A 26,357-nucleotide genomic window follows, 5' to 3' on the forward strand; every position below is an offset into this window, starting at 1 on the left:
TGGTGAGACAGAGGTGCGTTCCAGGGATGAAGATCGTAGGGATATGTTCCAGCCCGAGAGGGAGGAAGAGCAGGACCCTGGCACTGGTCAGGGCAGTGCTCGATGGCGCCAGGGAGAAAGGGGCATTCGTGGAGTTGATAAATATCGGGTCGCTCTCGGTAGGATTCTGCGACGCGTGTGAAAGCTGCGGGAAGAGCGGGAAATGCCACGTTAACGATGATTTTTCCGGAGTTCTCGAGCAGGTCCGGGACGCGGACGGCCTGGTCCTCGGCTCCCCGGTGTATGTCGACAATGTGTCCGCCCAGATGAAAGCCTTCGTCGACAGGATGGCAGATGCCATCCATTACCAGATTCTCGCCGGAAAATACGGTTGTTCGGTTGCCACTACCTGGGAATCCGGTGGGGACGATGTCTGCAGGTATCTCAACCATTTCGTGAACTATCTCGGGGCGGTGAGCGTCGGAAGCCTCTCCGTCATCCTCGGCGACCGGCCGGACCTGCCGTCCGCATCGTTGAACGATGCACGACTGCTTGGGGCAACGCTCTACGAATCGATCGCCACCTCGTTCCACGACCCGTCGCAGGAAGAGTGGATTTCCGAGAACCGGGAATTTTTTACGGAGATCGTGAAGCGCAACAGGAAATTCCGACCCGATGAATACAACCTCTGGGTCGACCAGGGATGGATCAGATAATTTACGCAGGGTCATCCGGGGACGCCGGCGCAACGGTGGACAAGTGCGGGGCGGTGTATCCCGGAACTCCTTTGTCCGGGAATGACCGGAGCGCGCGGGACATGCACGTATGGCACCCCCCGGTTCCCGTTTGATCAGGCCCCTCCCTCCGGCGACTCCACCCCCGGCATCCCGTACCCGGGGGATAAAAGGGGCCCGGATACGGGGATGGAGGTGGAAGGGGTGGGGGTATTATATTCAAGCTTTATCACCTTATTCAACAATTATTATATGCAGCTTCAACTGCATGAGTTAAAACAATGGACGGAAGAAATAATTACGGTGGGCAGAGAAGAAATTTCGGCCCTCGCGAGATGCATAAGGCAGTTTGTTCTGACTGTGGAAAAGAGTGTGAGGTTCCCTTCAAGCCCACCGAGGGGAGACCTGTTTACTGTAACGAGTGCCTTCCGAAATACCGGAAGCCCAGGTACTAAATTCTAAAAATCCTCATTTTTACCTATTTATCACCCTATTCGAGCGAATGCTCTCATCCCGGCCGGGTCTATTTAGTATCGGGCCGACATTTAACCGGTTCCTGCCGAATCTCCGGTCTCACAGGAACCGTTCCTGTATAACATCGAACGCGCCCCGGTCCCTGACAACCTTACCCTTTTACGCGAAGGTATCGAATCTGAAACAATGGTATCGTATTGCCACCTCTGCACCACAAGGTCGTGGAAAACCCCCCTCGCGCTGGGGATGTGTGGGATAATCCTCGGAGGCCTGCTCTTTCTCTTTCCTTCGCAGGCGCTCCGGGTCCTGATCTACCTGACCGGTGCCATCGCGGTCCTCATAGGCATCGTCCTCCTGTTTATCGCCTGGACGATATCCAGATCAGGGAGCCCGTTTGCTCTCATTCCATTACTGATCGGTCTGCTGGTGATAATCCTCGGGGTGTTCGCACTTCTCTATCCCAATGTTGCCGGGACATTTATCGCGGTGATAATTGCGGCCTTGTGCATCATTGCGGGGTTGGGAGGAGCGTTTACCGGGGGAATACAGAACGGTCCGATTTTACGACGGATCGCAATAACAGTGGGGGGGATTGCGCTCGCTGCGCTGGGTGTCGCCATCCTCCTCTATCCAGACCTTACGACGGCAGGTATCGTGAAGATCCTGGGGATATTCATCTTCATTGCGGGGATCGTGTCGCTTGCCGGATCCGTCGTTCTCCGGGCAAGGATCCGGAGGTGCGCACCGCGGGAAGTCGAGGTGCCCGAAAAATACCTTGAATGATCTCATGGGCGGGTCCGGAAAATGTACCCGTTTTAAGGTCAGGCTCTCCGCCGGGAATGGAACGTTCTCCCGGGTCAGTGATGTTCGTCACACGAATACCCTGGTACATGCCAATGAATCTTCCATGTAGATTCCCGGACTTTCTGACGGGATCCCTATAAAAGAAGGCCGGGATGTCCGGACCCCTGCCGGTCTGAGCCGCAAGGACCGGCTGCGCAGGTGTTATACGCTTCCGGGGGGATACCGAACCGGTCCATATCCCCCGAATTATTCATCGAATATACTGGAAACACTGAGGTGTTCCGCGCGGGACTTATAATGCTGGAACAGCCGTTCCCCCCACGCTACCGCATCCGGGTCCTCCGAGAAGAGATCGGATGCACTATCGTATAGTTTCCGGTCTTTATTGTACAACCCCATGGAGAGGTGCCGGTCCGTAACCGTGAGCCCTAAATAGAGCAGTTCATTCGTCACCCAGATCCTGAAATTCGGGAAATCCGAGAGATCTTTCATGTTGCTCGCATACGGGTCCTGGGTAAGGAGTGAGATGACCTCGTCGTTCACCACCAGGTCCACCGGCACCCCAAGGGCAACCTTCTCCGCCAGGAACGTGGCCAACCCCGGGCTTGCGACCGAGGAGATGCCGTGGATGTACTTCGCATCCTTCAGGATCTCCAGATAATGAGAATAGACAAAAAACATGTCCGTGGTGGTGTCGCTTTTCACCTCGCCCTCGTGAAGGTCTCCTATGGCTCGCAAAAAATCGGGGGGGAGGCCAGAGAGGTCATGAGATGCCCAAAACCTTGCATGACGCCCTATGCCTCCCATCATCTCCACGTAGTCCTGCACGTTTCCTGCGACGACTTTGCCGAGAGGTGTCAGGAGGTACTCGTAATTCGAGGCTTCAATGAGTACCTGCGACTCCAGGTTCCGGATCTTGGGGATGAGGGCCTGGGAGGTGCTTCCGGTCACCGTTCTCAGGTGCGCAAGCGAGGCATTACCCTGGTTGAGGGTCAGGAGGATCTGGACCTTGAGCCGGGAGCTGTAGATCGAGTGGATCAGCTTGTGATGTCGTTCATAGATCTGGAGAGGATCCATTCAGTGGAGATTGGCGGACCATATAAATATTATATTCGAAACCCCTCCGGTGCCGCTCCAGATCCCTTGAGAAAACCCGGAGGGGGTTCGACATGGGAAATCGAAGTCTCATAAAATTTTATTTATTGGAGGACCGCGAGACCCGTAAATGCCATATACGCGTACGTGAGAACGAAGAACAGTGCTCCCAATACAAGGAACTGCCCGTCGGAGATTACGTCGCAGAGGAAATCAGCCGAGTGATCATGACCGATGGCGAGTATACACCCCTGGGAGTACGCGAGGGAACATATCAGAAGACCGGTTGAAGCGAGCGGCTGGGTTCGGATTCCCAATGTCAGTATGACTGCGCCTGCGATCAGATTGATGACGGTAAGCAGCACCCTCGATCGCGAGATTCCCAGCACTACCGGTATGGTCACGACCCCCACAAGGGCATCACCTTTCATATCCCTGATATCGGGAAGCACCGATGCGACGAACGTCCAGGAGAAGATAAATACGAAGGTGAGCAGAGAGGCCCCACCAGGGGCAAGCCCGGAGAGTGCGACCGGAATAAGGGCAAATGTTGCTCCCCAGGCGAACGACACCAGGATGTTCTTTACCAGGGGAATCTCTTTCAGCCGGCGGACACCCCACCCCCGGGGGATGATCGGGACACTATAGAGTATCCCGCAGAACAGGGGGATCATCGCGATCCCGCATCCGATGAAGGAACCGGAATACAGTGCGATGCCAACTGCGAGGGCATAACTGGCCAGCGCCGCGAGGAAGAGCGGACGCTCAAAACGGCTGGTGAACGAGAACCTGCGCTCGTGGTTCAGTGCATCTTCGGCCTGGTCAGTCCTCCGGTTCAGGTTGTACACCGAGAATACCACAAGGCAGAGCACAAGCACAATGGGAACCGAACACGGTATTCCCTGGAGGGTACAGGAACACCAGGCCATCCCTGCGGCGGCCATGCTCAGATAGAGGGAGCTGAACACCAAAAACTCGAAGAACGCAACCGGCCTGGAAATAAAAGAATTTAACAGTTTCGACCAGGAGTACCAGGGTTTCCTGAAATCTTCATGGACAAATGATTCCATGGAATTTTACTGGTCGCGAACGATAACATTCATCACGATGATGAATGTTAATCGCAGCGATTAATCTGAAAGTCCGTGATAAATATGGAGTTACGAGCGTACTTCTTAGTGCAGGCAGGGTGTATCTCGTCGGAAGCCATCTTCACCCCTCTCAACCGCGACCTGATAGGACCCGATGGCTTCCCGGTCTGCAAATTATTATCTCCCCCTAAAATTCCGGGACGCATCCGGAAGGAGGGTGCAGGGACAGATGAGAGACAACTGGAAACCACTGTTAGGAGAGTTGCTCGCAAGGATGCTATGCGCTGCCCGGGAGAATCCGCCCGTCTCCTCTCAGGAACTGATCCGACACTGCCAGGAACGACTCGTTCCCTACGGTATTGATCTGAGGGGAGGAGAGGTCCAGATCCTGGACAGGAGCAGGATTGGCAGTTCACAGATCGTGATCGGGAGATTTATGCTCAATTACCGAAAGGAGGTTGACGGAAGGAACCTGCCGGTTACCACCGAAGGCATAATCTCGGGAAGATACAGCGATTCCGGCGAATTGAGAGTGAAAGTGGTTTCTTCGATCATCCATCTCGATATGAGAGCCGACTATTCTGATCGGGGAATCGAGTTGCTAACCATCGAAGATAGTCAGCAGGTGAAGGTTCAATGTACCTGATGCTGAAAAATCCTGCATGAAAATGAGAATGAATTATTGTTCCACACACCCTTTGTTCGGATTGTGGGGGGGTAGCGTTCCACACCCGCCATCCGGATCGTCCCGGGAGCCAGAAGGTACCCCCTCCCTGCTTTTCTGAAACGAACGTGCTTAAGTAAGGATTTTAAAAATTTCCGGGCCGAAGAGGGACCATTCCGTTCGTAGCGGGAATCTTCGATTTTTTTTCATGATTTCCGGCACTTCATCCAGTCCCCGACACGTTTCTGCCGGCAGGGGCACAGATACGTTGATCTCCCGGAAACCCGTATTTTTTCGACCGTACAGTCCCCCCGCGGACATTTTGCCCCGGACGACCGGTGTTTCAGGAGCCAGTCATCCGGATACCGGTCGATATCGGCATCACATTCCACCGCTGTTTCAAGGACCCTGTGCAGGGTACGGTAGAGGTTCTCCTTCTCTTTACGATCAAGCATGTCGGTGGTGGTAAGAGGGTGGATGCCTGCCTGGTAGAGGATCTCGTCGGAGTAAATGTTCCCCACGCCGGAGACGAACGACTGGTCCATCAGCAGGGGCTTGATATGTCGCCGAGGTCTTTTCGTCAGGTCGAGGAATTGCTCCAGAGAGAGTTCGAGTGCATCCGGGCCGACATTTTTCATCCGGAAAAATTCCTCCGCATCCTCTGTAAATGAGACCCTGCCGAATTTCCGCTGGTCGTCGAATGCGAGGTGGTACCCGCTCAGGAACGTAATCAGCACCCTTTCATGACCCGGTTCATCGTCCATATCCAGAAAATAGGCAAGAAACCCCGTCATTCCGAAGTGGAGAATCAGTCCGGAATTATCGTCCCCGGTAGCGGCAAAGAGATACTTGCCTCTTCGGGAGACTTCGGTGAATTCCATCCCGATAAGCCGCCGGCGGAGTTCTTCCGGGGTGATGTCTCCGAGGACCGAGGGACTGCTCACCTCGACCCCGGCGATCGGATCGTGCAGTGATGTGGTCTCAAAATATTTCCTGAACGATTCGACTTCAGGCAGCTCTGGCATGAAATTCTCCCGAACTGATCCGAGATACTCCCCAGTCCGTATCCCCCTCCGATGCAACGCATTCATGTATGCTGCGGGATGGCGCCGGAGGATTTCCGACTGTTGGACGGGCCGTAGTGTGGAGTTGCATTTAGAGATATTCCTGACCGCCGTTTACCTTTTCCGGCTCCTCGAGGGCGAAAAGGATCGCCTTCCTGAAGTAGATCTCGGGAGCCTCCTCGCAGGGGGTGCCGTCCTTCCGGACTACATGGCGGTAGGTTTCCCCGGTCGCCATGCACCGGGATGCCCGGCAATAGTCCTGTGCGGCCCCCACCCCTGAAAGGAGGTCTTCGAGCGCGAGACCGTTGAGCAGGATCCGGGTTCTCCCGGTTCCGGGGACGAGGCTCTCCCCGTGTGTAATTGAGATGCCATCCCGGGCCATGAGGGGTCCGATCTCATCAAGCAGGAGTGAGAACGGCTTGGCGGTATCGTACGCCCAGTAGCACGGCCGGGGTGCACCGGTGCTGTGCTCCCATGTGACCACCAGTTCCGATCTTCCCATCGGATCAACCTTGGGAGAAGATCTATTTGAGGGGATCGCCGACCTTCGAACTGGTAAAAAAAAGATGTGCGGCATCTCGCTGTTATTTTACGGATAATTCAAAATCAGTCAAAAAACGTGAAATTTCCAGGGGATTTACCGTTCGATGAGCGCGATGTGCTCCTCCGCATTGGCGAGGAGGACCTCCCGGTTCCGGAGTGCCGCGATGTCCCGGATAGCCTCCAGCGCGTGGACGGAATCCTCCAGGAAACTGAGGAGGTCGGCCGGGTAAATATCGATCCCGTACTCCTCGAGGAGGTAGGAGGCGATCTGGCGGTGGTCGAGCCCGGTCTCCCTGAGTTCGATGATCTCCCTGGCGAATTTACGCTCGGGACACCCGCAATGAGGGCTCTCCCTGCACTTGCAGCGGAGAAATGCATTGAAGAAGGCGAGGACCTGATCCCTCATCGTGTGATCGAGATGGTCGAAATCCAGCCTGGTGCATATCGCGTCCAGCGTGGCACCGTGGAACGCGAGATCCGGGATCCGGAACCCGGCCACACGTTCCAGTTTTCTCGCATACCTGAAACGGGCTTTCTCGGAGATCACTAATCTTCTCCCGCGACCTCGTCGAAGTTCTTCAGCGAGCCCATCGCCTCGCTCATGCTCTCGATCTCGATCAGCCATTCGTCGAACAGGGTCGGCTGATCCAACGTGTCTTTCACGTATTTACCACAACATGACGCACCGTTTATCACGTTCGCGCCGATGCTCGCTGCGATATCGAGCGCGTTCTCCATGTCGGCATCGATCGCTTTCTTCCCTTCTTTTACCAGGGACTTGATATCGGTGGGATATTCCCCCTCGAGGAACTTCCGGCAACTGGCGAAGAGAACCAGCATAGAGAGCTGGATCGATTCGAGGTACTCTTCCAGCTCGTCCTCTGCGACTTCGCTCATGACGATTGCCTCGACCTGGTTCAGTTTTTCCAGCGCCTCTTCCTTTGAGAACCTCTGGTTCTGGTAGAGTCTGACGATCTTCAATACCGCCAGGGTGATGTCCATGGAAAAGTTGTAGAGCACCCGGTAGCCTTCCGGCATCTCCTCGCTGTCGTCCGCGGCCTCGAAGCTCGATTCACGAAGGGTCGCGATCCAGTTGTCCCACCGCTCCTGGTTATAGAAGATATAGAAAAGTTTCAGGGGCTGTTCGGTCTCCTTCGGTGCCTTCTTCTTTGCCATTATGTTACACATGATCTCTTGAATCTTAAAGATTATCAGGAGATTACCCGGAATTACGAGTGGATTGACAAATTTAATATACTGGAGAAATTGTCTGCTTTATATAATCCCATACACGGGCACACAAAAGCGCCGGATTACGGTGTCAGGAACACCGGGGATGACTTATCAGGAAAGGAATGAAAACATTACTTATAATGGGTAGAGGAAATCCCCCGGAATTCCCCGGCGTCGTGCTCGTCCGGTATGGTGAGCTGTTCCTGAAGAGCGAACCGGTCAAACGACAGTTCACGGGAGCATTGCTTCGCAATATGGGTGCCGCAATGGAATCGGAAGGGCTCGTGTATACCTGCGAGGTGCACCGGGGAAGGATCCTGGTCCATGGCCCGGACCCCGGAAGGATTGCCGCGGTGCTCTCCCGGGTCTTCGGGGTCGTGGAGGTGGCGGTCGCTGTACTCACCCCTCCCGACCCGGAAGAGATTGCAAAAGCCGCCCTTGGTCTCGCGGCAGAACGGCTCTCTCCGGGAATGACCTTCGCGGTCCGGGCCCGGAGGCAGGGCGTGGAGGGAATAACGAGCCAGGAGCTGGGGGCGATCACGGGGTCCCGGATCTATGATGCCATCGGTGGTCTCCGCGTGAACCTCGATTCCCCGGACTATGAGGTATTCGTGGAACTCAGGGAGTTTGGCGGGCTGGTCTACGATCACCCTGTCCCGGCGCCGGGAGGGCTGCCCTGGGGAACCCAGGGTCCGGTCATCTCCCTTCTCTCGTCGGGGATCGATTCCCCGGTCGCATCGTGGCTGATGATGAAAAGGGGATGCATAGTGGAACACCTCCATTTCGACGGAGGGGCCTTTGCGGGATCGGATGTATTGTCCATGGCGCTCCGCCATCATGCGACTCTTTCGGGATGGTGCCGGGGCTATCCGTTTATCCTCAACGTCTGCGATGCGGAATTTTTTTACCGGGAACTGGTGGATAAAGTTCCTCCCCGTTACCGGTGCGTGCTCTGCAAGAGGTTTATGTTCCGCGTGGGAAGCCTCCTCGCCGAGCAGCGAGGGGCTCTGGCCCTGGTGACCGGCGACAACCTCGGCCAGGTGGCGTCCCAGACACTTCCCAATATGGCGGCGATCTCCGGTGCGGCCGGCAGGGTGCCGGTCCTCCGCCCGCTGATCGCGAATGACAAGAACGACACCATCACCATGGCCAGGAAGATCGGCACGTTCCGTCAGGAGCGGCAGGGCGACCTGGGATGCAGGGCAGTCCCGGGAATGCCCGCGACAAAGACCACCTCGGATGAACTGGAACGCCTGGAGAAACGGCTGGGTATGGACGACCTGGTGGCCGGGGCGCTCTCCCGGTGCAGGCAGGTCACCGCCCGGAACGGGGAGATCGCCGAAGACGGGAACGGACAGGGATCTACTCTGCAGGGGTAATGTTCCCGCCGGGTCCGGGATCATCCGGAACACCGGGTAATACCCCGATGAATGAGCAGTATCCCCCGGAGCAGGCGATGGCGGCGCCCTGATACGGTTCCATAAGCCGCTCATGGTTCCCCTTGTCCGAGAGCCACGAATCGATCGCCTGGATCTCAATCCCGTAGGTGTACCCGTTCCACTGCCCGTAGACACTCTCCCGCACCTCGTCGGGAGGGGATATACCGTACAATTCCTGGAGCCCGGGCGCGGATTCCCCGGTATCCGGGTTTGTGTATCCGAGGTACCCGAACCCGTTCATATCTTGTGCTCTTGCCATGGCAAGGTCGTAAGCAGCCTGTTCGAAGGGGACCGGGGCCATCGCGTTGTTGACCCGGATCCCGTTGAGGTACACGATCGCCTGCTGGGAATCGTAGGGGGTGGAATTCGACTTGAGGGCATCCTTGGAGATCGACTGCACGACCCCTCCCGTCATGGAGAGGACACCCTGCAACAGGTTTATCGCCGCCACCTTGAGCCCGGGAACGACCAGAACAACCCCGACGAGGACTGCCAGGGCAAGTAACAGGACGATCAGCGCGATCCATTTCTTTGCGGGAAGTTTACTCTTTGCGGCGGGTTTTGCGGCCTGAGGGACCACGGGCCTGTCGGTCCAGAGGGAATATTCCTGGAGCCGGAGTTCGTGCACGATGGCGTCCATATCCTCGGGGCGGAACGTATATCCAGAGTCTATGAAGCGGAGTTTTTCGGTGAGGTCTTCCGCGGTGACGATACGGAACCATTTCACCCGGCGGAAATCGATCTGTCCCTCGGGATACGTGCTCCCTTTACAAAAATAGAGCCAGGAGCCGATCTTCCGCAGGTTCTGCTCCCCGATGTGCGGGAAATATTTCCGGGTGATCGGGATCATCACGTCGATAAAATCCTGGCGGTGCATCCGGGCCTGTGAAAAAAGGTTCGGGAGGGGGATATCCCCATCCTTTGCGCTCACCTCCCATTTCCCGTTCTCTCTGCCACGTATCTCTCCTTTGAACGCCTTGAGGTCGAGGACGACAGGGCCGTTTCTGGTGAGAATAATGCAGTCTATCTGGCCGTTCGCGACCAGGACATTGGTGATCAGGTAGACCTGCTCGTGCGGGAATTCTTTCCGGAGCACCCGTGCGATCTCTTTCTGCTGCCGGAACTCATGTTCAAAGCGTGTTCGCTGTCCCCTGAAAAACCTGACACCCATTCCGCGGACTCCTTTACGTCGGGGATTTCTGATATCTATTATGTTTGGCGTTGGATTTGGATATATTTATTTAATTATTTCCACCCGTGGAAATTGTCCTCGTCCCCGGCTTATTTATTCGCTCCGGGGTGCGGCATCAGGCTGGAGAACCCCCAGGGCGGGCCGCTGGGGAGGTCACCATCGCGATCTATCTATAGCTCCGAACCTCACATTTCATTTGGATGGCCTGGAGGAAAGGGTGGGAGCGGGTGAAGATAAAAGCCCCCGGGGGAATATTGTCCCGCGATGCGGTTGCCCCGGTGATCGTGTCCGCAAGCCGATCTACTGATATCCCTGCGTTTTACGGCAACTGGTTTGCGGAACGTCTCAGGAAAGGGTACGCGGCCCGTGTCAACCCGTTTTCCGGGAAGACCGAGTACGTTTCGTTCCAAAAAACCCGGCTCATCGTTTTCTGGACGAAAAACCCCGCACCGTTCTTCGAATATCTTCCCGACCTCGATGCGGGCGGTTTCTCCTATCTTTTCCAGTATACCCTGAACGACTACGAAAAGGAACGGCTTGAACCAGGCGTACCGGATATGGAAGAACGGATCGCATCCTTCACAGAGCTCGCAGACCGGATAGGGAAGGGGCGAATGGTATGGAGATACGACCCGATTCTCCTGTCCCGTTCGATCGACGCCGAGGAGATTCTTGTCCGGATTGGGGATGCTGGGGATGCACTCCGCGGGGCGACCGGGAGAATGATCATCAGTTTCATCGATATCGCACGATATCCGCGGGTCCGGCGGAATCTTGCATCTGCAGGGTTCGCAGATGTCCGCGAACCTGCGGCCGACGAGATCGAGACACTCTGCAGGGGACTCGCAGAACTGAACCAGAGATGGAACTTTACCATCTCCGCCTGTGGAGAACCCTGGGACTGTACCAGGTTCGGGATAGCCGGTGGATCGTGTATAAATTACCATCAGATCATATCCGAATTCCCTCATGACTCTCCGCTCATGGATTTTTTGAGCGCACCCGTCACCGAAAAAGGTCTCATCAGGGGATTGCGAGCATTAAAGGATCCCGGGCAGCGAAGCAGTTGCGGGTGTATTGTCGCGAAGGACATCGGCCAGTACAGCACATGTCCCCATCTCTGCACCTACTGCTACGCCAATGCGTCTCCGTCAGCGGTCGCCAGGAATATCACGAGGATACGGGCTCAGGGTCAGGACACAGAATCCATTCTCGGCAGATCCCGCGAATAAGCCTGGCGTGGCCCCCTTCCTGTTATGCGCAAACCGTTCCAAGCAATGAAGCCTCGCCTCCCGCGTAATGGTGACCCGGGAGCTCACGGCGGCGGTTCGATCGCTCTTTTCCTTCAGAAGAGGGAAGCGTTATTTCCCGGCATTGACCGATACCTAATATTTTAACCCCCGCGGGCGAAAAAGAACTTGATGAGGAATGGCCGCTCCTGATATTCCTGACAGAGTAAAATGGCAGATTGCAGCCAGGATAGCGTCTTCGTTCCCGGTGATGTATGACATGGCATTCCGTCCCGCCCTCGGGAAAGACTACGACAGACTTGAACAGGACATCTGGGTGCACCTCGGAGCCGAAGCAGCCCAGGTAGCCCGATCTTTGTCCCTCCCTGCAGGGAACTCGCGGGAGATCGCGTCTAGCATGATGACGGTATTTTCCCTGTTTTTCGGGCCCGAGGTAAAGGACGAACAGGTGTACTTCGAGGGAGAGCGGGCGGTGGTCATGGTAAAACGGTGCCCGTTCCTTACCCGCGACACGGAGATGACCCGGGAACCTGCACATCTGTTCTCCAGGTGCCTTGCCTTTGCAATCACCACCACGGAGGCACTCAACCCCGGCTATACCCTCCGGTTCGTGCGAAGCATGTGCATGGGAGACCGCAACTGCGAGATGAAAATCGTGCGAAAAGATACCCTGAAGGAGAAAAAACCTTCAGGCTGAAGGATCTGGGAACGGTCCACTACCGCACGACCTGTTTTCCGCATACTCCCGGAGAAGAAGGGTGCCCGGCCCTATGGTGAAAGCCCGTAGTTATTAAGAAGCACCTGCCAGTGAGGGTCAGCCATCAGCCGGCGAAGCCCGTCGTTCATCGTGGACAGGAGCTTCGGATCGGTCTTCCGGACGGCAACTGCGTACCGGTCGTCTGTGGGGATCTCTCCCACGATCACCAGGTCTTTTCCCGCGATCAGTCTCTCCTGTGACGGCGTATCGGCAAGCGATGCATCGATCTGTCCCTCGAGGAGACCCCCGGTGAGAGTGACGAGATCCGGGTAGAGGACAAGGTATGCGGCAGGCATCTTCCCGGTCCGTATCAGGGTGCTCTCGACCCAGGTCACATCCGCCGACCCTGACTGGGTGCCTACACGTATCCTGCCGTCATACAGATCCTGCAGGGTGATATTGGAGCCTGAACGGACCGCCATGCTCGTGTTGACGGTGTAATATGGTATCGTGAAATTGACTTCCTTCTGACGCTCGGGAGTGATAGCCATTCCGGAGTAGATCATATCAATCCGGCCGTCCTGGAGGGTGGGAATGATGGTATCCCACGGGATCTGGACAAACTCCACGGTAAATCCTTCGCGTTCGGCAATCCAGCGGGCGGAATCGATATCAAAACCCGAAAAATTTCCCGTGCTGTCGCGGTAGGTAAAAGGTGGATAATCGGCGTCGATCCCGATATTATAATGGGGCTTTTCCTCCGGCGGAAGCGGTGTCACGACCGGAGCAGGCTCGCCCTGCGGGCTGTTCACGCACCCCGAAAGGAGGGTGATCCCTGCAAGGGCGACGAGGAGAAGAATGAAGGCCCTCTTCATATCCCTACCGTAGCCGATCGGGGAGATATTTGTTTTGGAGCATGAACCAGACATCCTTCCTGTTTTATGCGTAGTGCAAATGAACGGGAATACCACCGGCCACACCCGGCCGCACAGATAGAAATTCGAAAACTATTAACATCCCTCAATGAATGTTCACTGTATGCGTTATCCTGTCCTTATCGGGTGTATTTTTTTGACAGCCGTCCTCCTTTGCGGCTGCACGGGTACTGCACCGGATGATACCGGGGCCCCGGCCGCAACTTCGGGGCCGGGTATAGTCCAGGTCGATGCCATCCTCGACCTCACCGGTGTGGGATCATCGCTTGGGGAGTCATCGCAGGCGGCCCTGCTTACCGCACAGGACGATATCAACCGCTATTATGCCGGGATCGGTTCGCCTGCAAGAGTGCAGGTCGTCATCCACGATGCAGGGTCTGACCCGTCCACCGCACTTTCCCTGGCCGGTCAGGTCCATGCGGTCAACAGGAGCTTCGTGATCGGGTACCTCGGAAGTGCCGAGGTATCTGCGATAAAGAACTATACCGATGCGAACCGGATGATTGCCATCTCATCCGGGAGCACCGCACCTTCTCTCGCTATCCCGGACGATTCAATCTACCGGATGATCTCCGACGATACGGCCCAGGGAGAATTTATGGCGGCATATCTCGACTCTGAAGGCGTGGATGTGGTTATACCCGTCTGGCGGGGAGATGTATGGGGTGACAGCCTCTCTAACCTGACGGGCTCCGCCTTCTCCGCCCGAGGAGGGACCGCTCTCGACGGAGTCCGCTACGACCCGTCGACAACGGATTATCAGGCCGCGGTCTCCTCTCTGGACGTGATCACCGGCGAAGCGATGGCAGAGTATGGGGCTGACCGGGTCGGGATCTATGCCGTCACCTTCAACGAGATCGGCGATATCATGGGAGCGGCGGCGGAAACCCCGAATCTCTCCATGGTCCGCTGGTTCGGGAGCGACGGGAACACTCTTGATCCCTCGCTCACCGGAAATTCTCCCGCCGCCCGGTTCGCCTCTTCGGTGAACATGACCGGGATGATCTGGGGCATCCCGATCCTGGAGAGGGATAGCGACGTTGTCACCCGGATAACGGCCCGGCTGGGGCGCGAACCGGACGGCAGCGCAATCGCACTCTATGATACTCTCTGGGTCGTTATGGAGGTCCGGGAAGAGACCCCGGGGGGGGCGGACAGGGACCAGCTCGCCCGTTCGCTGGTCCACCACCTGGATACCTACACCGGTGCCAGCGGGGATCTCACGGTAAACACGGCAGGTGACCGGGAACTTGCATCGTATAACATTGTAGAGGTGACAAGAGGCGTGTCCGGGTCGGAATGGAAAAACATCGCCCAGATCATGAAGGGGCCGTCGGATATCAGGGAACAGATCGTTGCGTATCCGGAATGAGGTGCAGGCCGGAACAATTTTTCCGGCCGGCCGTCCCCGGGACACCGATGACCCCGGCGACATCCCTCTTCATGCAGGCGAATCCCAAAATCATCACACGCCAAAGAAAGCACAATCATTATTCCGAAGCCGTTCCCACCGGTTAATTATCACTGCAGGTGCGCAGGCGACGGTTCCATGTCATTTTTTTCTTTTACTCCACTGGTATATGCCGGCCTCATTGCCACGGTCATCCTTGTTTTCACCGGAATCCTGTCCTGGCGGTTCCGTTCCACGATCGTCGGCCGTGTTGCAGTGGTGATACTGGCATGCGCATCCATCTACTCGTTCCTGCTTACCCTCTCCCTGGGTATAACCGATCCCGCTGCGAGCCTGGCATTGATTGTTTTCGAGTTGCCATTCCGTCTCTTCCTGCCGATCCTTTCGTTCTTCTTCATTCTCCTTTATATCGGCGAGATCCAGAAGATCACCCTCCGCATCCTGGCATTGACGAGCGCAGTCCCCCTCCTGATATTCGCAACTGCACTGACCTCGCCGTTCCATCCCTTCTTTGCCTCGAATCTGGTCCCGGTCGTGATTGACGACAGGATATTTTTTTCGTTCACACCGGGCCCCGTCTTCTGGCTCCAGGTAATCTACTCATCCGTTCTGATCATTGCCGGAGTGACCCTGGTCGTGAGCAGGTTCTTCAATTCTCCGCCGATATACCGGATCCAGATCACCGCGATCATGGCAGCCTTCATTCTGCCGTTCTTCATTCACTTAAGCCTCATCTTCCTGCCGGGGTCTTCCTTCGCAATAGCGCTCAGCCTTCTCGCTTTCGTCGTCACTGCTGCCGGGGTATATATTGCGACGTCCCGCTATCAGTTCCTCACGCTTACCCCTGTCGCATATCCGACGCTCATCAACCGGATGACCGACGGGGTGATCATCCTCAACATTCAGGGTCTGATCGTCGAGGCGAACCCGGCGGCTGCCAGAATCCTTGGGAAAGAGCGGGAGCACCTTATCGGGCAGCCCGCAGGGCGGGTCCTGCCGGAGGGTGCGCAGGCCGGGGACGGATCAGTTCCCCAGGACTCCATGACAATTACCCTTTCCCTGGACGGAGCGCCGTATCATTATGATCTGCGGCACATCCCTCTTCACGATCCCGACAATCTCCCTGCGGGGACTATCCTGATGCTCCACGACAGCAACGTACGCCACCTTACCGAACTGGGACTCAGGCGATCGAACGAGAAACTCCAGCTCCTCACCTCGATAATCCGCCACGATGTCCTGAATACCCTCACGGCGCTCGTCGGATCGATCGAGCTCGCACGAACAAGTGGCCTTCCGGAAAGGAGCGACCGTTACCTGGAAGACGCGGAACGTTACGCCGACGTCCTCCAGGGGCAGATCGAGTTTACCCGGGACTACCAGACGCTCGGTCTTCATTCCGCACGGTGGCAGAATGTCAGATCCACGATAGCCGCGGACCTGCCGGCGCAAAGCCGCACCATAGTCGCCATCGACCCTGCGCTCACTGAGGTCGTTGTGTTTGCGGACCCCATGTTCGGAAGGGTCTTTTACAATCTGGTCGATAACTCGCTTCGTCACGGGGGATTTGTATCCCGGATAAGGATAACGGGAACGTTCTCCGGAGAAGAGTATCTCATCATGTACGAGGATAACGGTACCGGGATCCCGTCCGGTGAGAAAGAGAAGATCTTCGATAAGGCATACGGGAAAAATACCGGCCTCGGGCTGTTCCTCACGCGGGAGATCCTTGCCCTCACGGGTATCACCATTTCAGAGACCGGGATGACCGGGAACGGAGCCCGGTTTGAGATCCGCGTCCCAAGGGGGGGTTTCCGGGTAACCCGGGATTAAGGAAATTCTCAACCGCGGATTGGTGAACTATGCGAAGGCACTCCACCGGGGAGGAATTATAGTGAGGACACGGTGGTTGTGGGATATTAATAAGGACCTGATGGTGCAGGTTTTTACGCCCACGGTAAGGGATGCCTACTACAGGAAGTCCGAGGCATGGGACGCCGGAAAAGACCCTCCGGACAGTCAGGTCCTACGGAAACCGAGGATCTGCGACAGATTTTCGTATTGAGGACCATGCTTTCCTGAATTTTCCTTATTCTCTGCATTGTTGTCTCCTTTTTTCGGATCCGAATTTGCTAGTTTGAAAGTTAAGATATCTTCGGATTCGCATGCGATCGGGAATTCCTGGATATCTCTGAAAATGGTGTCGGAACGCATTTTGGTCGCGTATTTTTTCTGGGTTAAACGAATGACATTTTAAGGGTACATCGTAATTCGGCGAGCAAAATAATTTTATTTTTTACTATTAGTAAGAATTGTCTTCTTTTCAAAAAAATTTAAGGTTAAGCTGTCATGAACTTAGAAAAAATTACAAAAATATAGCGAAAATTTTTAAATTCAACTCTATGATAATCTCCATAATGAATATTGAATGAGGTACGTTAAGGGTACTCGGATCCAGTTGCCTTGAGTGCGTATAATGTCAAAAAGAGCCCGGATATCTATTAAAAATATGAGAAAGATTTATATATCTATCAAGAGACGTAACGATAGATACATTTATCAGGGGGGATTGGAGCCGAAATACCGGCTCTTTCGAGATCTCGCCAAAGAAAAATGTAGTTGCAACTAAGGTGACCTATGAGCCATTCAAGATGTGTAAGGTACGCGGTTCCTTTATTGCTCCTGGTGCTGGTAGGGGTGCCGGTATCGGCTGCGCTCAGCCTGAACGGCATAACTCCCGGGACAGGGCTAAACAACGGGACTGTGTTCATAACGAATCTTTCCGGTACCGACTTCCCGATGGATGCGACGGTACTCCTGAACCGTAGCGGATACCCGGACATCCCGGGTATGTATGTGACCGTGGCCGATCCTACCAGGATCACCTGTGTAATGGATCTTACCGGGAAAAGGTACGGCCCCTGGGACGTGGTGGTGAACGACCCCACGAATGTAACCCGTGCGGTACTGCCGAACGGGTTTACGATCGTGAACCCGCCGCCCTATCTCTACGGGATAGTTCCCGCGTCGGGGATCAACACGGGCAGCGTAGGAGCTTCCATATCGGGAGCGAACTTCTTCTCGCCGTCGGTAAACCTGACGAACGTCACCTACGGGACAATCGTGGGGACCGGGGTTTCGGGCAATGCGACCGATATCGTCTGCACCTTCGACCTCAACGGCCGGAATGAAGGCCTGTACGACCTGGTGCTGACCAATGCCGACGGCCAGAGCGTGACGCTGCCGAACGCGTTCAGGGTCACGTATCCTCCGCCGGTGATTACCAGCATAACTCCCTCGAGTGGCATTAACAACGGCGTGATAGGCATCACCGACCTTGCTGGTGCGAACTTCATGACCGGTGCGACCGTTACGCTGGTCAAGACCGGGGAGACGCCGATCGCGACGATCAACGGCCCGATCGTGCAACCGAATAAGATCCTGTGTTTCTTTGACCTTACCGGCCAGCCGGTGGGTGTCTGGGACGTGGTGGTGGACAATCCCGACGGCCAGAACGGCACGTTGCCGGGTGCGTTTACTATCTATTATCCGCAGGCCCCGGTAGTGACCGGGATCACGCCGTCGACCGGCGTGAACGACGGTCCCATCGTCATTCCGGACATCAGCGGCACGGGCTTTGAGAACAACCTCACGGTCACCCTCACCATGACCGGGCAGCCTGACATCCCGGGAACGGACGTGATCCGGATGAGCGGCACGCAGGTGAATGCGACCTTCGACCTTACAGGCGTTGCGACCGGCGCGTGGGACGTGGTGGTTACCAATAACGACGGCCAGTCCGGAACCCTACCGGCGGCTTTTACCGTGACCAACCCTCCGCCGACGCTCGTTTCAATAACACCTGATACCGGGGTAAACACCGGGCCCGTGGTGGTTACCGACCTTGAAGGGACAGGGTTCGTGACCGGAGCGACCGTTACGCTCACCCGCACGGGAGAGCCGGACATCGTCGCCACCGGCGTGACCGTGGTGAATTCGACGACCATTACCTGCACCCTCGATATCACCAATGCGGCTGCCGGTCTCTGGAACGTGACCGTGGAGAATACCGACGCCCAGTCGGCCACCCTGGTCGACGGGTTCAATATCACCAACCCTGCGCCAACGGTCACCATGCTCACCCCGTCCGAGGGAGTGAACACCGCACCGGTGTATATCAGCGATCTCGCGGGAACCGGATTTTTACCCGGAGCGACCGCGAAACTCTCCATGACCGGGCAGCCCGATATCGTGGCCACCGGCCTGACTGTGGTCGACCCGACCTCGATCACCTGTACCTTTGACATCACCGGCGTGGCGACCGGGTCCTGGGACGTGACGGTGGAGAACCCCGACGGTCTGACCGGTACTCTGCCGAACGGGTTCAACGTGACCAACCCGGCGCCCACAGTTACGGGCATCGACCCCGCGTACGGGACAAACGACGGGCTGGTGCCGATCCTCAACCTGTCAGGGACCGGGTTCCTGCCGGGGATCACGGCGAAGCTGACCAAAACAGGCGAATCTGATATTGTTGGCCAGGGCCTGGTGGTCACCAGCACCAAGATCATCTGCTTCTTCGACCTGACCGGAGCGAAGGTCGGGCCATGGGACGTGGTGGTGGAGAACACCGACGGCAAGTCGGCGACCCTGCCCGACGGATTTATTGTCTACTACCCGCAGGCACCTTCGATCACCTCGATCACCCCTGATCAGGGCATAACCTTCCAGACCGTGTCCATCACCGACCTCGCCGGAAGCGGGTTCGAGCCGGGGGTTACGGTAAACCTCACCAAAGCCGGTGAACCGACGATCGTTGCGACCAACGTGACCCGGGTCAGCGGCAGCCAGATCACCTGCGACCTCGACCTTACCGGCGCGGTTGTAGGGCCGTGGACCGTGGTGGTGACCAACGACGACGATCAGCTGGGAACCCTTAATGATGGATTTTTGGTGGTATATCCGGCGCCCACGGTGACCTCGATCACCCCGCCGACCGGGATCAATAACGGCCCGGTGTTCATCACCGACCTCGCGGGAACCGCGTTCCGGAACGGTGCGACGGTTACCCTGGAAAAGACAAACCAGTCCGATATCACCGCAACCAACGTGACCGTGGTCCACCGGGGCAAGATCACCTGCACCTTCAACCTCGCCGGTGCCATGACCGGCCCGTGGGACGTCGTGGTCAGGAACGATGACGGCCAGTCCGGCACGCTGCCGAACGGGTTCACGGTGCAGAACCCCGCGCCCACGGTGACTTCGATCTCCCCGAACAAGGGTCCGAACGACCGCTCGGTGGACATCGGCAGCCTTCAGGGTACCGGGTTCCTGCCCGGAGCGACGGTGAAACTGACCCGGACCGGGCAGCCCGATATCGTCGCCTCGGGCGTCACCGTACAGAGTGCGAACCTGATCAATTGCACGGTCGACCTGTCCGGTGCGATGACCGGGTTGTGGAACGTGGTCGTGACCAACACCGACGGCAAATCGGGATCCCTGCCCAACGGGTTCACCATCACCCCGCCCCCGCCGGTGGCGGCGTTCACCGGGAACCCCACGCTGGGAACGGTGCCGCTCACGGTACAGTTTACGGATGACTCGCTGAACGGCCCCACGGTCTGGGTCTGGGACTTCGGCGACGGCACGCTCGCAGGTATCTACGAGCAGAACCCGATCCACACCTACAACGCACCGGGAGTCTACAACGTCACACTCACCGTGTTCAACGCGGGCGGCTCCGATACCCTTACAAAGTACGACTACATCACCGTGGTGACCCGGCCGATTGCCAACTTCACCGCGGCGCCCACCGATGGCACGGCACCGCTCCTGGTCCACTTCACCGATACCTCGGACGGCAACCCGACCAAGTGGACCTGGAAGTTCGGTGACGGCAGCTTCTCCATACAGCAGAACCCCTATCACCTCTACACAAAGGCAGGTGTGTATAATGTCAGCCTGACCGTCCTCAATCCGGCGGGAACCGACACGCTCACCAAATACGGTCTGATAACTGTCAGGTCGCTGCCGGTCGCGGCGTTTACCGCCAACACCACCGCGGGGATGTCCCCGCTCGCCGTCCAGTTCCTGGACCAGTCCACCGGTGACCCGACCAACTGGACCTGGAGCTTCGGTGACGGAGGAATGTCCACCGAGCAGAACCCGGTCCATGTCTATACCCAGGCCGGGACCTACAGCGTCCAGTTGATTGCAGCCAACCCGTCTGGGCTGAGCACCGAGACCAAGAACAGGTACATAAACGTGCAGGAAGGGTTGCAGGCGGCATTCACCTACACCACCAGCAACCCCGATAACACCGCACCGCTCTCGGTTGCATTCATCGATATGTCAACGGACCGGCCTATCAGGTGGACATGGCAGTTCGGTGACGGTACGATCTCCACGAGCAGGAACCCGATCCACAACTACCCCGTGGCTGGGAATTACACCGTTACCCTCACCGTGACCGGGCTCTCGGGCACCAGTGCGACCTCGAAGACCATCGTCGTTACCAGCCCGCTTGCAGCGCACTTTACCGCCATGCCCGAACGGGGGACGGTCCCGCTCACCGTACGGTTCACGGACAACACCATAGGCGAACCTGAACGCTGGTTCTGGATTTTCGGCGACGGGCAGTTCCAGGAGGTCACCAACCCGGCCGAGAAGAACGTGGTCCATACCTACAATACACCGGGGAACTTTACCGTGAGCCTCACCGTGACCGGGGCGGACAGGACTGATACGGCCTCGCGGGTTATCGAGGTCATCAACCCGGCACCGGTCCCTCCCCAACCACTCGACCCCCACAGCATTCCCAAATGGGTGAACCAGATCGATGGTCCACCACCGGTCTATGTCCCGGGCGAGGATGGAAAATATGATGTGACCATGTCGAGTTTTACCCAGCAGATCCTGCCTTCTCCGCTCCCCGCCTCCGAGGTCTGGGGATACGGCGGGCAGACGAAGGATGCGGTGACAGGCCAGTCCCTTGGGTTTATCAGCAACTCCCCGGGGCCGACATTTGAAGCAGAAAAGGGTTCCCCAATAACGGTAAAATGGGAAAACCAGATTACCGAGCCGCATCTGTTCGCCGTCGACCCTACGATCCACTGGGCAAACCCGAATCAGATGGCACACCCGCTCCCGCCGTTTAATCTCTACCCGCCAGGATACGAGCAGGCCCAGTACCCGGTCCCGCTGGTAACCCACCTTCATGGTGCCGAGGTCCAGTCCACATCTGACGGGGGGCCGGAACAATGGTTTACCTCGACCGGCATTCACGGAATGGACTACCGGACCGAGGAACCGACGGATCTAAATTCCGCGGTATACGTCTATCCCGACAGCCAGCAGCCAACTACGCTCTGGTACCATGACCATGCACTCGGCATCACCCGCATCAACGTAATGTCCGGTCTTGCCGGGTTCTACCTGCTGCGGGACGAGGCGGACCCCGTCGGGGCGATCCTGCCCCAGGGTAAATACGAGGTGCCCCTTGCAATCCAGGACCGGACATTCCTCACGGACGGTTCCATATTCTTCCCATCGGAGGGGAACGTTCCCGACGTGCACCCCTACTGGAACCCCGAGTTCTTCGGTGATACCATCATGGTCAACGGCAAGGTATGGCCGAACATGAACGTGGACCGTGCGGCATACAGGTTCCGCCTCCTCGACGGCTCGAATGCCAGGTTCTATACGCTCTCCCTTTCGAACGGGATGAACTTCACCCAGATTGGGAGCGACGGCGGGTACCTCAAGACCGCGGCAGAACTCTCCGAACTCACGATTGCCCCTGGCGAACGTGCCGACATCCTGATAGATTTCTCGAACCTGGCCCCGGGAACCACCGTGGTTCTCACGAATAACGCCCGTACCCCCTATCCGTCCGGGGACCCTGTAGACCCTACCACGACCGGACAGATAATCCAGTTCACGGTCACCGCGAACGCAGGGCCCGGGATGCCGGTATTGCCGGCGGAACTGAACCCCACTCTGACGGGGTCGTTCCCCAATCTGCCGTCCCCGGTCAATACCAGGATCCTGACCCTCCAGGAAGTCGTCGATCCGGGCGACAACCCGCTGGAGATCCTCCTTGACGGCCAGAAGTGGATGGCCCCGGTCTCCGAACTCCCCGTACAGGGAACCACTGAAGAGTGGATGATAGTGAATCCGACCATGGATACCCACCCCATCCACCTCCACCTGGTGCAGTTCCAGCTGGTGAGCCGACAGGCGTTCAACGTCGATGCCTACCAGACCGACTGGATTGCGCTCAACGGGGAGCCACCGCTCAGCCACCCCACGATCAACGTCCCCAACCTTACGCCCTACCTGCAGGGAAGTCCGAGTGGGCCTCTCCCGAGCGAGACAGGATGGAAGGATACCGTCCAGATGAACCCCGGTGAAGTGACCATAATCAGGATTCGGTGGGCCCAGCAGGACGGCAATGCGTATCCGTTCGATCCCACGACGGGACCAGGATATGTGTGGCACTGCCACATCCTCGATCACGAGGATAACGAGATGATGCGACCCTATATGGTGGCCGCCTGATTCGTCTCGACAATTTTTACATTTTTTTGGTTTGCTGAAATCCTCTTATCGTGACGTTTGGGAAGGATTTGCCCGCTGCTGTGGCAACTCACAACGCGATATTTAAAATAAGTGGACTCCCGGCTGGAATCGCTCAGCATCTATCGACGTATCAGATCCTGGACATATCATGGACCTGTATTGTCCTCTGGTGCGCGAAAAAGGAGGGAAGGGGCGGGTGAGCGGTATAGGTGCGTTATTTTATCTTGGATCATCATAAGGCCCGATACATCCCATAGCGTTGAACTGACCCTCCTCCTGGTCTTTCAAGGGGGGGTTGCCTCAGGTTTCGGATGAATGCCGTGAGTATACAGGATATGGCGGCGTGGCATAACGGCATGCAGACCCGGATACACGGTCATAATCACGATGAAAAACCGGGCCGGTCAGCGAGAAGATTCACGGCCCGGGTGCCGGACGATGATCCGGCTCTTCCCGCCATAGTCCTGAGTAGTGAAGAGAGGATTTTGGAGGGATATATAATATTTGGGGCAAAAGTATTTAAATTATTGTCTGAAATATCCCGGATTCTCTTCTAATTTAAATAGGCCGCCTGAATATTCGTCCTGGTCATGATTGTGATGTTATGAGGGGCCCAATTCATCGAAGGCCGGCGACACACGAAGGCGCGATACAAATGGAGGTGCGGATCACACACCACAGGCCGGCGGAAAAATTTTCAGGATATTGATTCAGGGCTTATCAGCCACACGCCTGGTTACCGGGAAGTACGGCGGCTCTTCCTCGGCGACGATCGCCATCTGACCTCTTTCGCGGTACCGATATGGAGGAAGGACCGGGAAGACCGCCCGGCAGAGGTCATGGTGGCACTCCCACATATCAGAACCTCTCTGTGGCGAGGTATATGCCGAGCCGCAGCACGGGCACCTGACCGGGGGCGGGTCCTGTTCCATGCACAGGTATTGCACTGAGTGATTCAACAGGCTGGGCCGAATGCAGCGTGAAAGTAAACCGGCGGATGATCCGAACCGTGGGAGAACACTGAAAATGGAGGGAGGACCGCCCTCGCTCCGGTCCGGCGCCGGGAAACAATCGGTGAGAGGAACGAATATACGTGATTCGGGGCGTCCTGGGGGATCACGCGGTAATTTTTTCAAAATTAATCATGTCAGAGGGGGTTCAGATATGGCACCCTCCACCTTTCATACCCCTCTTCTCGAAAAATTGCTGGTGGTATTCCTCCGCCGGCCAGAAGGTGGTGGCCGGGACGATCTGGGTCACGATCTTCTTTCCCGCAAATCTCGGCGAGTCCTGCTGCCTCTTCAGCGACTCTCCGGCCTTCTCCTTCTGCTCCCCGGAGTGATAGAAGATTGCCGACCGGTAATTGCTGCCGATATCCGGCCCCTGGCGGTTCATCTGGGTCGGGTCATGTATCGACCAGAACACGTCGAGCAGCCGGGTGTAGGTGACGACCGTCGGGTCGAACACGATCTCCACTGCTTCCGCGTGTCCCGTAGTATGCGAGCACACCTGCTCGTAGGTAGGATGCTCCTTTGTCCCCCCCGTATACCCTACCCGGGTGGAGATAACCCCCTTTATCTGGCGGAACGAGGCTTCGACGCCCCAGAAGCATCCCGCGGCGAATGTCGCAGTTTCGGTGCGATTCATCTCTGTCATGAAACTCCGGGTGCTTGGGATATTCCGGTCATGATCCTATCTCCTGAACTTCCCCATCAGTTCACCTTTCGCGAGCACGTGCCCTGCCATGGCATCTTCGATCACCTTCCTGGTCACAGGTGCCCGAAGGGCGAGCACGGTATCCAGCGCGAAGATCCGGAAGAAGTAGCGGTGCGGGTTCCCGGGAGGAGGGCAGGGGCCGCCGTACTCCATCTTCCCATAGTTGTTCAGCCCGTGCCGGCTGCCGTCCATGAGCACTGGCTTTCTCTCGACCCCCGGCATGAGATCCCGGTGATCCGGAGGGATATTGTAGAGTATCCAGTGTGAAAAGATCCCGCCGGAAGAATCCGGGTCTTCAAGAATGATCACGATGCTTTTCGTCCCGGGCGGAACGTCCGACCAGGAAAGGGGCGGCGAGATATTCTTCCCGCTGCAGGTGTACTCGCCTGGGATCTGCTCACCGGATTCGAATGCGCCTGAACTGACCTTGATCGTTTCCATAACCCCAAACCTCTTTTTTAACGGCAGAACCGGAGCTGATGCGGGCGGTGGGCCCTTCCGGCCTGCTTCATCAGGATATTGGTCCGTATTTAAATAACCATCGGGGAACAAGTAGTATACCACGCCGGTTCGCACCGCATCAGGATCGCCGGACACCGCGGGAGCAGGAGAAGTTCGCGATCCGGATTCCTGACTCCTGTGCCGCAGGCGCGGATACGAACCGGAGATGAGGCGTGAGGACTGCATGAAACTCGGGGTGCTCTGCTCGGGAGGGAAGGACTCGCTCTACGCCTGCGGATGTGCCATGAGGGAGGAGGAGGTGGCATGCCTGATCAGTATCCGGTCGGCGAACCCCGAGAGTTACATGTTCCACACCCCGAACGTTCACCTGGTTCCGCTCCAGGCCGAAGCGGCCGGCCTTCCCCTGGTCGAGGTGGAGACGGCCGGGGAGAAGGAAAACGAGCTCGAGGATCTTGAACGCGCTCTGGAGTGTGCAGTGGAGCGGTACGGGATCGAGGGGGTGGTGACGGGGGCCATCCTGTCAGTGTACCAGGCGACAAGAGTCCAGAAGATCTGCAACAGCCTGGACCTCTGGTGCTTCAATCCGCTCTGGCATACCGACCAGGAGAAGTACATGGAATCGCTTTTTACGGAAGGGTTCCGGGTGATCATAGCGGGGGTCTTTGCAGCCCCTTTTGACGAGACATGGCTCGGGAGGGAGATTACCCGGGAAGTGATCGACGAACTGCGTGCAATCTCCGGGAAATGGAGGGTCTCGCTGACCGGGGAAGGAGGAGAGTTCGAGACACTGGTCCTCGATGCTCCCTTCTTTAGAAAGAGGATCAGGATTTACGAGGCCGCCCCCGAGTATGCGAATCACAATGGGGTCATCCGGGTGACGCGGGCGGAGCTGGAGGATAAATGAATATCCCGTGTTTTCCCCGTGCGTTCACCCGTGTGGCCGGAACCTCAATATCGCGAGAGAATACTCCCCGCAACGCCTCGTTCCATGGTG

23 protein-coding genes are annotated in these 26,357 nt (G+C 56.9%); 12 read left to right on the forward strand and 11 right to left on the reverse strand.

Features of this window, described 5'->3' with window-relative positions:
* Positions 1–26: 26 nt before the first annotated feature.
* The 3 genes from J2741_RS11815 to J2741_RS11825 all read left to right on the forward strand — a co-directional run bounded on the left by J2741_RS11815 (position 27) and on the right by J2741_RS11825 (position 1,970).
* A complete protein-coding gene (locus tag J2741_RS11815; protein WP_209675823.1) occupies positions 27–695 on the forward strand; it encodes a flavodoxin family protein in 669 nt (222 codons plus the stop codon).
* Between the two features lie 299 nt (positions 696–994).
* Positions 995–1,168 carry a CxxC-x17-CxxC domain-containing protein gene (locus J2741_RS11820; RefSeq protein WP_209675825.1) on the forward strand — a complete coding sequence of 58 codons (174 nt, stop codon included), beginning with the start codon at positions 995–997 and terminating at the stop codon, positions 1,166–1,168.
* A 205-nt stretch (positions 1,169–1,373) separates the two neighbouring features.
* Complete coding sequence (locus J2741_RS11825; RefSeq protein WP_209675827.1) at positions 1,374–1,970, forward strand: DUF308 domain-containing protein; 597 nt, start codon at positions 1,374–1,376, stop codon at positions 1,968–1,970.
* Between the two features lie 267 nt (positions 1,971–2,237).
* Here the strand turns inward: J2741_RS11825 and J2741_RS11830 are convergent, their stop codons facing one another.
* Both J2741_RS11830 and J2741_RS11835 read right to left on the reverse strand, forming a co-directional pair.
* Entirely contained in the window at positions 2,238–3,068 is an 831-nt protein-coding gene (locus tag J2741_RS11830) for a helix-turn-helix transcriptional regulator (RefSeq protein WP_209675830.1), read from the reverse strand.
* A gap of 122 nt (positions 3,069–3,190) precedes the next feature.
* Entirely contained in the window at positions 3,191–4,156 is a 966-nt protein-coding gene (locus tag J2741_RS11835; protein ID WP_209675832.1) for a UbiA family prenyltransferase, read from the reverse strand.
* Between the two features lie 250 nt (positions 4,157–4,406).
* Between J2741_RS11835 and J2741_RS11840 the strand changes: the two genes are divergently transcribed.
* Positions 4,407–4,823 (forward strand): hypothetical protein, encoded by a 417-nt coding sequence (locus tag J2741_RS11840; RefSeq protein ID WP_209675835.1) that lies wholly within the window; start codon positions 4,407–4,409, stop codon positions 4,821–4,823.
* A gap of 224 nt (positions 4,824–5,047) precedes the next feature.
* Here the strand turns inward: J2741_RS11840 and J2741_RS11845 are convergent, their stop codons facing one another.
* The 4 genes from J2741_RS11845 to J2741_RS11860 all read right to left on the reverse strand — a co-directional run bounded on the left by J2741_RS11845 (position 5,048) and on the right by J2741_RS11860 (position 7,624).
* The gene (locus tag J2741_RS11845; protein ID WP_209675836.1) at positions 5,048–5,866 is read right to left on the reverse strand and encodes an Fpg/Nei family DNA glycosylase; all 819 of its coding nucleotides are present in this window, start codon (positions 5,864–5,866) and stop codon (positions 5,048–5,050) included.
* A gap of 130 nt (positions 5,867–5,996) precedes the next feature.
* Entirely contained in the window at positions 5,997–6,407 is a 411-nt protein-coding gene (locus J2741_RS11850; RefSeq protein ID WP_209675837.1) for a DUF2703 domain-containing protein, read from the reverse strand.
* 135 nt (positions 6,408–6,542) lie between these two features.
* Complete coding sequence (locus J2741_RS11855; RefSeq protein ID WP_209675838.1) at positions 6,543–6,995, reverse strand: DUF5814 domain-containing protein; 453 nt, start codon at positions 6,993–6,995, stop codon at positions 6,543–6,545.
* Positions 6,995–7,624, reverse strand: coding sequence for a DUF2150 family protein (locus J2741_RS11860; protein ID WP_209675839.1), 630 nt, complete (start codon positions 7,622–7,624; stop codon positions 6,995–6,997). Before J2741_RS11860 ends, J2741_RS11855 begins: the two co-directional genes overlap by 1 nt.
* A gap of 197 nt (positions 7,625–7,821) precedes the next feature.
* Here J2741_RS11860 and J2741_RS11865 point away from each other — a divergent pair, with 197 nt between their 5' ends.
* Complete coding sequence (locus J2741_RS11865) at positions 7,822–9,060, forward strand: tRNA sulfurtransferase (protein WP_209675840.1); 1,239 nt, start codon at positions 7,822–7,824, stop codon at positions 9,058–9,060.
* Here J2741_RS11865 and J2741_RS11870 read toward each other — a convergent pair.
* Entirely contained in the window at positions 9,044–10,291 is a 1,248-nt protein-coding gene (locus J2741_RS11870; protein ID WP_209675841.1) for an NERD domain-containing protein, read from the reverse strand. The two genes, J2741_RS11865 and J2741_RS11870, sit on opposite strands and share 17 nt — an antisense overlap.
* Before the next feature lie 221 nt (positions 10,292–10,512).
* On the opposite strand from J2741_RS11870, the gene J2741_RS11875 reads away from it, so the two are divergent.
* Positions 10,513–11,544: a DUF1848 domain-containing protein gene (locus J2741_RS11875; RefSeq protein ID WP_209675842.1), complete on the forward strand. Its 1,032-nt coding sequence runs from the start codon at positions 10,513–10,515 to the stop codon at positions 11,542–11,544.
* A gap of 277 nt (positions 11,545–11,821) precedes the next feature.
* Positions 11,822–12,259: a hypothetical protein gene (locus tag J2741_RS11880; RefSeq protein WP_209675844.1), complete on the forward strand. Its 438-nt coding sequence runs from the start codon at positions 11,822–11,824 to the stop codon at positions 12,257–12,259.
* A gap of 71 nt (positions 12,260–12,330) precedes the next feature.
* Here the strand turns inward: J2741_RS11880 and J2741_RS11885 are convergent, their stop codons facing one another.
* The gene (locus J2741_RS11885) at positions 12,331–13,134 is read right to left on the reverse strand and encodes an ABC transporter substrate-binding protein (protein WP_209675846.1); all 804 of its coding nucleotides are present in this window, start codon (positions 13,132–13,134) and stop codon (positions 12,331–12,333) included.
* A 163-nt stretch (positions 13,135–13,297) separates the two neighbouring features.
* Between J2741_RS11885 and J2741_RS11890 the strand changes: the two genes are divergently transcribed.
* The 4 genes from J2741_RS11890 to J2741_RS11905 all read left to right on the forward strand — a co-directional run bounded on the left by J2741_RS11890 (position 13,298) and on the right by J2741_RS11905 (position 23,742).
* Positions 13,298–14,566, forward strand: a complete 1,269-nt coding sequence (locus J2741_RS11890) for an ABC transporter substrate-binding protein (RefSeq protein WP_209675849.1) — start codon at positions 13,298–13,300, stop codon at positions 14,564–14,566.
* Positions 14,567–14,743: 177 nt separating this feature from the next.
* Positions 14,744–16,438 (forward strand): histidine kinase N-terminal 7TM domain-containing protein, encoded by a 1,695-nt coding sequence (locus J2741_RS11895; RefSeq protein ID WP_209675850.1) that lies wholly within the window; start codon positions 14,744–14,746, stop codon positions 16,436–16,438.
* 804 nt (positions 16,439–17,242) lie between these two features.
* A complete protein-coding gene (locus J2741_RS11900) occupies positions 17,243–23,164 on the forward strand; it encodes a PKD domain-containing protein (RefSeq protein ID WP_209675860.1) in 5,922 nt (1,973 codons plus the stop codon).
* Between the two features lie 332 nt (positions 23,165–23,496).
* A complete protein-coding gene (locus tag J2741_RS11905) occupies positions 23,497–23,742 on the forward strand; it encodes a hypothetical protein (RefSeq protein WP_209675862.1) in 246 nt (81 codons plus the stop codon).
* A 153-nt stretch (positions 23,743–23,895) separates the two neighbouring features.
* Here J2741_RS11905 and J2741_RS11910 read toward each other — a convergent pair whose 3' ends face one another.
* The 3 genes from J2741_RS11910 to J2741_RS11920 all read right to left on the reverse strand — a co-directional run bounded on the left by J2741_RS11910 (position 23,896) and on the right by J2741_RS11920 (position 25,342).
* The gene (locus J2741_RS11910; protein ID WP_209675864.1) at positions 23,896–24,042 is read right to left on the reverse strand and encodes a hypothetical protein; all 147 of its coding nucleotides are present in this window, start codon (positions 24,040–24,042) and stop codon (positions 23,896–23,898) included.
* 301 nt (positions 24,043–24,343) lie between these two features.
* Positions 24,344–24,841: a peptide-methionine (S)-S-oxide reductase MsrA gene (gene msrA, locus J2741_RS11915; RefSeq protein WP_394357426.1), complete on the reverse strand. Its 498-nt coding sequence runs from the start codon at positions 24,839–24,841 to the stop codon at positions 24,344–24,346.
* Positions 24,842–24,877: 36 nt separating this feature from the next.
* Positions 24,878–25,342: a YbhB/YbcL family Raf kinase inhibitor-like protein gene (locus tag J2741_RS11920; RefSeq protein WP_209675866.1), complete on the reverse strand. Its 465-nt coding sequence runs from the start codon at positions 25,340–25,342 to the stop codon at positions 24,878–24,880.
* A 244-nt stretch (positions 25,343–25,586) separates the two neighbouring features.
* On the opposite strand from J2741_RS11920, the gene J2741_RS11925 reads away from it, so the two are divergent.
* Positions 25,587–26,267, forward strand: a complete 681-nt coding sequence (locus J2741_RS11925; RefSeq protein WP_209676368.1) for a diphthine--ammonia ligase — start codon at positions 25,587–25,589, stop codon at positions 26,265–26,267.
* The last annotated feature ends 90 nt before the right edge of the window (positions 26,268–26,357 follow it).

Source organism: Methanolinea mesophila, from assembly GCF_017873855.1.
GTDB lineage: Archaea > Halobacteriota > Methanomicrobia > Methanomicrobiales > Methanospirillaceae > Methanolinea_B > Methanolinea_B mesophila.

Bases quoted from the DNA above. Each gene is read 5' to 3' on its own strand.
- J2741_RS11815 (WP_209675823.1), top strand. From the start codon at position 27: ATGAAGATCGTAGGGATATGTTCCAGCCCGAGAGGGAGGAAGAGCAGG.
- J2741_RS11820 (WP_209675825.1), top strand. From the start codon at position 995: ATGGACGGAAGAAATAATTACGGTGGGCAGAGAAGAAATTTCGGCCCT.
- J2741_RS11825 (WP_209675827.1), top strand. From the start codon at position 1,374: ATGGTATCGTATTGCCACCTCTGCACCACAAGGTCGTGGAAAACCCCC.
- J2741_RS11830 (WP_209675830.1), bottom strand. From the start codon at position 3,068: ATGGATCCTCTCCAGATCTATGAACGACATCACAAGCTGATCCACTCG.
- J2741_RS11835 (WP_209675832.1), bottom strand. From the start codon at position 4,156: ATGGAATCATTTGTCCATGAAGATTTCAGGAAACCCTGGTACTCCTGG.
- J2741_RS11840 (WP_209675835.1), top strand. From the start codon at position 4,407: ATGAGAGACAACTGGAAACCACTGTTAGGAGAGTTGCTCGCAAGGATG.
- J2741_RS11845 (WP_209675836.1), bottom strand. From the start codon at position 5,866: ATGCCAGAGCTGCCTGAAGTCGAATCGTTCAGGAAATATTTTGAGACC.
- J2741_RS11850 (WP_209675837.1), bottom strand. From the start codon at position 6,407: ATGGGAAGATCGGAACTGGTGGTCACATGGGAGCACAGCACCGGTGCA.
- J2741_RS11860 (WP_209675839.1), bottom strand. From the start codon at position 7,624: ATGGCAAAGAAGAAGGCACCGAAGGAGACCGAACAGCCCCTGAAACTT.
- J2741_RS11865 (WP_209675840.1), top strand. From the start codon at position 7,822: ATGGGTAGAGGAAATCCCCCGGAATTCCCCGGCGTCGTGCTCGTCCGG.
- J2741_RS11870 (WP_209675841.1), bottom strand. From the start codon at position 10,291: ATGGGTGTCAGGTTTTTCAGGGGACAGCGAACACGCTTTGAACATGAG.
- J2741_RS11875 (WP_209675842.1), top strand. From the start codon at position 10,513: ATGGCCTGGAGGAAAGGGTGGGAGCGGGTGAAGATAAAAGCCCCCGGG.
- J2741_RS11880 (WP_209675844.1), top strand. From the start codon at position 11,822: ATGGCATTCCGTCCCGCCCTCGGGAAAGACTACGACAGACTTGAACAG.
- J2741_RS11885 (WP_209675846.1), bottom strand. From the start codon at position 13,134: ATGAAGAGGGCCTTCATTCTTCTCCTCGTCGCCCTTGCAGGGATCACC.
- J2741_RS11890 (WP_209675849.1), top strand. From the start codon at position 13,298: ATGCGTTATCCTGTCCTTATCGGGTGTATTTTTTTGACAGCCGTCCTC.
- J2741_RS11895 (WP_209675850.1), top strand. From the start codon at position 14,744: ATGTCATTTTTTTCTTTTACTCCACTGGTATATGCCGGCCTCATTGCC.
- J2741_RS11900 (WP_209675860.1), top strand. From the start codon at position 17,243: ATGAGCCATTCAAGATGTGTAAGGTACGCGGTTCCTTTATTGCTCCTG.
- J2741_RS11905 (WP_209675862.1), top strand. From the start codon at position 23,497: ATGAATGCCGTGAGTATACAGGATATGGCGGCGTGGCATAACGGCATG.
- J2741_RS11910 (WP_209675864.1), bottom strand. From the start codon at position 24,042: ATGTGGGAGTGCCACCATGACCTCTGCCGGGCGGTCTTCCCGGTCCTT.
- msrA (WP_394357426.1), bottom strand. From the start codon at position 24,841: ATGACAGAGATGAATCGCACCGAAACTGCGACATTCGCCGCGGGATGC.
- J2741_RS11920 (WP_209675866.1), bottom strand. From the start codon at position 25,342: ATGGAAACGATCAAGGTCAGTTCAGGCGCATTCGAATCCGGTGAGCAG.
- J2741_RS11925 (WP_209676368.1), top strand. From the start codon at position 25,587: ATGAAACTCGGGGTGCTCTGCTCGGGAGGGAAGGACTCGCTCTACGCC.